The 6065-nt window shown below is 71.1% G+C and carries 5 protein-coding genes; 2 read left to right on the forward strand and 3 right to left on the reverse strand.

Going from position 1 to position 6065, the window contains the following annotated elements; genetic code table 11:
• Positions 1-15: 15 nt before the first annotated feature.
• Positions 16-1173 carry an energy transducer TonB gene (locus HLH21_RS16490; RefSeq protein WP_182944842.1) on the reverse strand — a complete coding sequence of 386 codons (1158 nt, stop codon included), beginning with the start codon at positions 1171-1173 and terminating at the stop codon, positions 16-18.
• A gap of 129 nt (positions 1174-1302) precedes the next feature.
• Here HLH21_RS16490 and HLH21_RS16495 point away from each other — a divergent pair, with 129 nt between their 5' ends.
• Positions 1303-1971, forward strand: a complete 669-nt coding sequence (locus tag HLH21_RS16495; RefSeq protein ID WP_182944843.1) for a DNA-3-methyladenine glycosylase family protein — start codon at positions 1303-1305, stop codon at positions 1969-1971.
• Between the two features lie 61 nt (positions 1972-2032).
• Here HLH21_RS16495 and HLH21_RS16500 read toward each other — a convergent pair whose 3' ends face one another.
• Together HLH21_RS16500 and HLH21_RS16505 are read right to left on the reverse strand one after the other, a co-directional pair.
• Entirely contained in the window at positions 2033-2824 is a 792-nt protein-coding gene (locus tag HLH21_RS16500; protein ID WP_182944844.1) for an alpha/beta fold hydrolase, read from the reverse strand.
• An 18-nt stretch (positions 2825-2842) separates the two neighbouring features.
• Positions 2843-3856: an NAD(P)H-quinone oxidoreductase gene (locus HLH21_RS16505; RefSeq protein WP_182944849.1), complete on the reverse strand. Its 1014-nt coding sequence runs from the start codon at positions 3854-3856 to the stop codon at positions 2843-2845.
• Positions 3857-4111: 255 nt separating this feature from the next.
• Here HLH21_RS16505 and HLH21_RS16510 point away from each other — a divergent pair, with 255 nt between their 5' ends.
• Positions 4112-5911 carry a chloride channel protein gene (locus HLH21_RS16510; RefSeq protein WP_373319559.1) on the forward strand — a complete coding sequence of 600 codons (1800 nt, stop codon included), beginning with the start codon at positions 4112-4114 and terminating at the stop codon, positions 5909-5911.
• The last annotated feature ends 154 nt before the right edge of the window (positions 5912-6065 follow it).

Here is a 6065-nt window from a genome sequence, read left to right on the forward strand (position 1 = left end):
CCCGGCCCCGATCCTTCAACGCCGGATCAGGATGTAGTTGATCGTCAGGTCGATATCGAAATGGTTGCCGACCATGTCCGGCGGAACCGGCGGAAGCTCCGCCCCGTGGAACATGCCCGTGGTGGCGGCGTCCAGGTAGTACGATCCGGATTGCCCGGTCAGACGCACCGACTTCACGCGCCCGTTGCGGTCCAGCACGACATGGACGGACGACGCCCCGTCCTCGCCGTCGCGGGCGGCCTCCTCGGGGTAGTACATGTGGCTGCGGATCCAGCGGTCGATTTCCTCGCCGTAATCCTCGCTGACGCCCCTGATCTGGGTCTGGGTCGAATAGGGGGTGTTCAACTGCCCGTTGCGTACCGTCGGGCCGACCGACAGGTCGATCGGGCTGCCGGACCCGCCGGCCCGTCCTCGCCGCTGCCGCTGCGGGCCGGGGGACGGGGCGAAGGACAGGTCCATCGGCGAATCGAAGGGCGACGGCTGGTGCCTGGGCATGCGCGGCCGCGCCGGGTGCGTGGCGTGGGGCGTCGGGTGGGGCGAGGCCTGGCTCGCCTGGCCGGGGCTCTGCGGCGCGGCGTTGGGCGGCGTGGTCGAGGGCTGGTCCGGCAGGGTCTGGTCCGAGGGCGTGCGCGGCAGCGGCGGCGCGGCCGGCGTCTGGGGCGTCGGCACCGTGGGCGAGGGCGCCGAATCGCTGGGCGCGGGCTGGTCGGGCTGCGGGACGTCGGGCGTGGGCTTGCTGGGCCGCGCGCTGGACCCGCCCGCCTGGTCGGGCGAATTGCGGCCTTGCAGGCCGCTCGAAGCCGGCGGGGCGAACATCATCTCGACCGACGGGTTCTCGGGCGACGACGGAGTGCCGGCATGGTGCCGCGCGCTTTGCAGCATCACCGCCAGCAGGACCAGGTGCAACGCCACCGACACCAGCAGGACGGTGGTGACCCCCGGCTCCTCCATCGTGTCGGGCCGGATCATCGGCGCGCCGGGCCGGCGCAGGCCGCGATAGCCCTGCGGCGGCGCCACCGGGACCGGGCGCAGGCCCTCGCGCCCGTCCGGCCGCGCTGGCGGGGCGGGGCGCCCCGTCCGGCCGGAACCGCGCCCCGTTCCCGTGACGCGCGGGATCAGGACGGGCTCCTCGGCGTGGCGATACCGGGAGGAAGGGCTGAGTGTCGCCGTCATGAAAGGCCGGGAGTCTCCGCGTGATCGCCTGCGGCGTGTTCCGTTCGGGGCCAGTGCGTCGTCCGGCTCCGGCCGCATGTTGCCACCGACAGGATTGTCTTGCCAGCATAACTCTGATGGCATGGCGGGATGTCAATCGCCGACCTGCCCCCCGATCTCGACCGGGCCATCCGCGCGGCCCTGTCCGCCGCCGATCCCGACCTGGCGGCGCTGGTCGCGCGGACGGGCCCGTGCCGCCTGCGGGTCGATACGGCGCAGGAGCCGTACGAGGCGCTGGTGAACGCCATCGCGCACCAGCAGCTTCACGGCCGGGCGGCGGTGGCCATCCTGGGCCGCTTCATGGCGCTGGCCGGCGGGGTGTTTCCCGACCCCGACACGCTGCTGGCCATGCCGGTGGACGCCCTGCGCGGCTGCGGCTTCTCGGGCAGCAAGATCCTGGCCATGCAGGGCGTGGCCACGGCCCGCCTGGCCGGGATCGTTCCGTCCCGGCACGAGGCGACGGCCCTGTCGGACGACGAGCTGATCGCCCGCCTGACGACCCTGCGCGGCATCGGGCGCTGGACGGTGGAAATGCTGCTGATCTTCGCGCTGGGCCGACTGGACGTGATGCCAGTGGACGATTTCGGCGTGCGGGACGGCTGGCGCGTGCTCAAGGGCCTGGACGCGGCGCCCCGGCCGAAGGCCCTGGCCGACATCGCCCGGGCCTGGAGTCCCTATCGCTCGGCGGCCGCATGGTATCTGTGGCGCGCGTCCGACGCGGCGAAACCGCCCGCGCGGGCGAACCCGATGACGGCCTGAGGGAAGGTCGGGCGCTGCCCGAACCCGGCAAGGGCCCCGGCCGTTGCCTGTGTTGGGGCGGTCAGTACGTCGCGGTGAAATCTTCCAGCAGGGCGGCGAAGCGGGTCGGGTTTTCGACATGCAGCCAGTGCCCGGCCTTCTCGATCAGTTCCAGCCGGTAGTTGGGAAACAGGCGTCGCATCACGCCGTAATGTTCCTGCCGGATGTAGGGCGAATTGGCGCCGGCCAGGAACAGGGTCGGCCCCGGATAGGAATAGCCTTCGGGGATATAGGGCCAGCTTTCGATGTTGGTCATCGAATCGACGATGTCGCGCAGGCCGATGACCCATCCGGGGTTTTCCCCCAGCCGGATGTTCTGCAGCATCAGCGCGCGCACGTCGGCGTTGGGGATGTCGGGTTTCAGCAGGGCGTCGGCCTCGGCCCGGTTCAGATAGGGCGGGAAGGCGATCCGCAGCATGTGCTCGCCCAGCGAGAACTGGCCATGGCCGGTCCGGGCGGGCGGAATGTCCGCGACCAGCAGGCTGTGCACCATGCCCGGCCGGGTCAGCGCCAGGGTCATCGCGACCTTGCCGCCCATCGAATGCCCGACCAGCGTGGCCGGCAGGGCGGCATGGTGGGCCAGGGTTTCCAGCAGGTCGCCGGCCATGGTGTTGTAGTCCATCGGGCCGTGCGGGCTGTCGCCGTGGTTGCGTAGATCGACGGCCAGGGTCCGGCGCGTCCGGGCCAGGCGGCGCTGGAAGAAACCGAGATTGCGCGCCCGCCCGAACAGGCCATGGAGCAGGACGATCGGCGGCCGTGCCGAGGCGGTGTCTTCCGCCTCGTCCGGTCCACGCGCGATGACATTCAGCAGCACGGTCGCATGGTCCTCACTTCAGCCGGCCTGCATGTCCAGGACGATTTTCCCGGAATGGACGCCCGATTCCATAAGCTTATGGGCTTCTGTCACATGCGGAAAGGGGAAGGTGGCGTGGATCAGCGGGGCGATGATCCTTTTTGCCAGCAACGGCCAGATCGTCTGGTGCAGGCCCTGGGCGATCCGCGCCTTGTAGGCGGCATCGCGCGGGCGCAGCGTCGTGCCCGTCACCGTCAGGCGACGGGTCATGATCCGCGCCAGCCCGACATCCTGCGCGCGGGCCCCGCCTTGCAGGGCGATGATGACCAGCCGCCCGTCCGGCGCCAGGCAGCGCAGGTTGCGCTCCAGGTACGGGCCGCCGATCACGTCCAGGATGACGTCCACCCCCCGCTTGTCCGTCAGGGCGGCGATGCGGTCGACGAAATCCTCGTGCCGGTAGTCGATCGCGGCCTCGGCCCCCAGTGCGACGCACTGCGCGCATTTGTCCGCCGACCCGGCGGTGGCGTAGGGCACGGCCCCCAGCGCACGGGCGACCTGGATGGCCGCTGTGCCGATTCCGCCGCTGCCGCCATGGATCAGCACGCGCTCGCCCGCGGCCAGGTGCGCGGTCATGACCAGGTTCGACCAGACGGTAAAGAAGGTTTCCGGCAGGGCGGCCGCCCGGATCGCGTCATATCCGTCGGGCCAGGGCAGGCATTGTCCGGCGGGCACGACGCAATAGTCGGCGTATCCCCCGCCATTGGTCAACGCGCAGACCCGCGTCCCGATGGCGGGGACGGACCCGGCGGGCGTGCCGGGGCTGGTCGTCACCGGGCCGACTGCCACGATTTCGCCGGCGATTTCCAGGCCCAGGATGGGGCTGGCGCCCGGCGGCGGGGGATAGAGGCCCTGGCGCTGCATCAGGTCGGGCCGGTTGAGCCCGGCCGCCATGACGCGGACCAGCACCTCGCCCGGGCCGGGTTCGGGCAGGGGCAGGTCGGTCAGGACCATGGCCTCCGGCCCGCCGGGCTCGCGGATCGTGACGGCGCGCATATGTCGGGGCAGCGATGGGGACAAGGGTCGTTCTCCGGCAGGGTCGGTAAAAAATGGGGTCGGTGAAAAACGGGTGGGGACGTATCCGCCCGGCGGGACGATGGTATGGCGTAATTTGAGTTGATCGGGCCGGCGCATGACTTCAAATAGTCGGCAAGGGCGCCCCGCCGCGGGGGCGCCGCGCGAAAGTGATCCATCGTGCCGTCCTCCACTTCCGGACTGCTGAACCATCTGCGTCGTCATCGCGGCCCGTCTGTGCGGGATGAGGGATGGGCCGGGCTGCACGGCGGCGTCCGGGCGTCGCATGCGCCCCGGGTGCTGCGGGCGCTGGTCCGCGCGGACGAGATCTGGCTGGTGCTGCTGGCGGCCTGCGTGGGCGTCGCCGCGGGCATCCTGGTCAGCGCCATGACCCATACGACCCTGCTGGCCCATCGGGTCCTGTTCCTGGTCGCGGGTGACGGCCGCATTTCGGGGCTGGCGCATATCGACCCCTGGCGGGCGGTGCTGGTGCCCGCGCTGGGGGGGCTGGTCCTGGGGGCGCTGGGGCTGTGCGTGGCGCGCTACGCGCCCGGACGGCCGGTGGACCCCATCGAGGCGAACGCCCTGCATGGCGGGCGGATGTCGATGCTGGACAGCATCATCGTCACCGTCCAGACCATTCTGTCCAACAGCGTCGGCGCGTCGGTGGGGCTGGAAGCCGGGTTCTCGCAGATTGGCGCGGCCATGGGGTCGCGCATCGGGTACATATTCCGCGTCCGGCGCGAGGACCTGCGCCTGCTGGTCGGCTGCGGGGCCGCCGGCGCGATCGGGGCGGCGTTCGACGCGCCGCTGGCCGGGGCGTTCTATGCGTTCGAACTGGTGATCGGCACCTATTCGCTGGCCAACCTGGCGCCCGTGGCGCTGGCTTCGGTCTGCGCGATCGGGGTGACACGCCTGCTGCACAGCGCGGCGCCGGGCGTCGTCGTCGCCTTGCCCGCGGGCCTGCGGATGGCCGATTACGTGCCGATCGCGACCCTGGGCATCATTGCGGCCCTGCTGGGGGTGGCGCTGATGTACAGCGTCACCCTGACCGAGGCCCTGTTCCGCCGGTCGGGCATGCCCGCATGGATGCGCCCCGCCGTGGGGGGCGTGGTGGTGGGGGCGATGGCCCTGGTCTCGCCCTCGGTGATGTCGTCGGGCCACTGGGCGATGCGGGTGGCGCTGGAGCGGGGGCATCCGGCGGGCTGGACGCTGATCCTGCTGCTGATGAAGGCGGTCGCGTCGTCGGTGTCGATCGGCGCCGGGTTTCGTGGCGGCCTGTTCTTCGCCTCGCTCTATCTGGGCGTGCTGACGGGGGCGGCGTTCGGTGGCGGGCTGGCGCTGGTCTCGGCCACGCCGCTCTCGGGCGAGATCTGCGCCCTGGTGGGCATGAGCGCCATGGCCGTGGCGGTTGTCGGCGCGCCGATGACGATGGTCTTCCTGGCGCTGGAAATGACCGGCAGCCTGCCGCTGACGGGCGCGGTGCTGGTGGCGTCGGTCATCTCGTCGCTGACCGTGCGGCGGACCTTCGGCTATTCGTTCGCGACGTGGCGCTTCCACCTGCGGGGCGAGTCGATCCGCTCGGCGGTGGATATCGGCTGGATCCGGACCCTGACGGTCGGGCGGATGATGCGGCGCGACGTCAAGACGATCTGCCGCACCGCGACGGTCCTGGCCGCCCGGCATCACTATCCGCTGGGCTCGGCGCAGCGGTTCGTGCTGGTCGACGAGGCGGGCCGGTATGTCGGCATGGTGCAGGTGCCCGACCTGTTTGGCGAAACGGTCCGCGACAGCGACGACCTGACGCGATTCGCCCATTACGAAGATGCGATGCTGGTGCCGCAGATGAATGTCCGCGAGGCCATCGCCCGCTTCGAACAGACCGAAAGCGACGCGCTGGTGGTGGTCGAGGACATGGAAAGCCGCATCGTCCTCGGCCTGCTGACCGAACAGCACGCCCTGCGGCGCTACAGCGAGGAACTGGACCGCACCCGGCGCGAACTGGCCGGCGAAGGCCGCCTGCACGCGCGCCTGTGACCGGGGGCCGGGGCCTCGGGCCCTGGTGGGGTATGGGGCGACGCCCCACGAAAAAGGGCGCCGGCCCCTTGCGGTTCCGGCGCCCCGATCGGTGATCCGTGGGGGGATCAGACCGAGTAATACATCTCGAATTCCGCCGGATGGGGCGTGTGTT

The sequence above is a fragment of the Gluconacetobacter johannae genome, from assembly GCF_014174305.1.
In the GTDB taxonomy this organism is placed as follows: domain Bacteria; phylum Pseudomonadota; class Alphaproteobacteria; order Acetobacterales; family Acetobacteraceae; genus Gluconacetobacter; species Gluconacetobacter johannae.

What these genes read in the sequence shown, in the direction of transcription:
- HLH21_RS16490 (WP_182944842.1), bottom strand. Translation starts at nt 1,173, where the DNA reads ATGACGGCGACACTCAGCCCTTCCTCCCGGTATCGCCACGCCGAGGAG.
- HLH21_RS16495 (WP_182944843.1), top strand. Translation starts at nt 1,303, where the DNA reads ATGTCAATCGCCGACCTGCCCCCCGATCTCGACCGGGCCATCCGCGCG.
- HLH21_RS16505 (WP_182944849.1), bottom strand. Translation starts at nt 3,856, where the DNA reads ATGCGCGCCGTCACGATCCGCGAGCCCGGCGGGCCGGAGGCCATGGTC.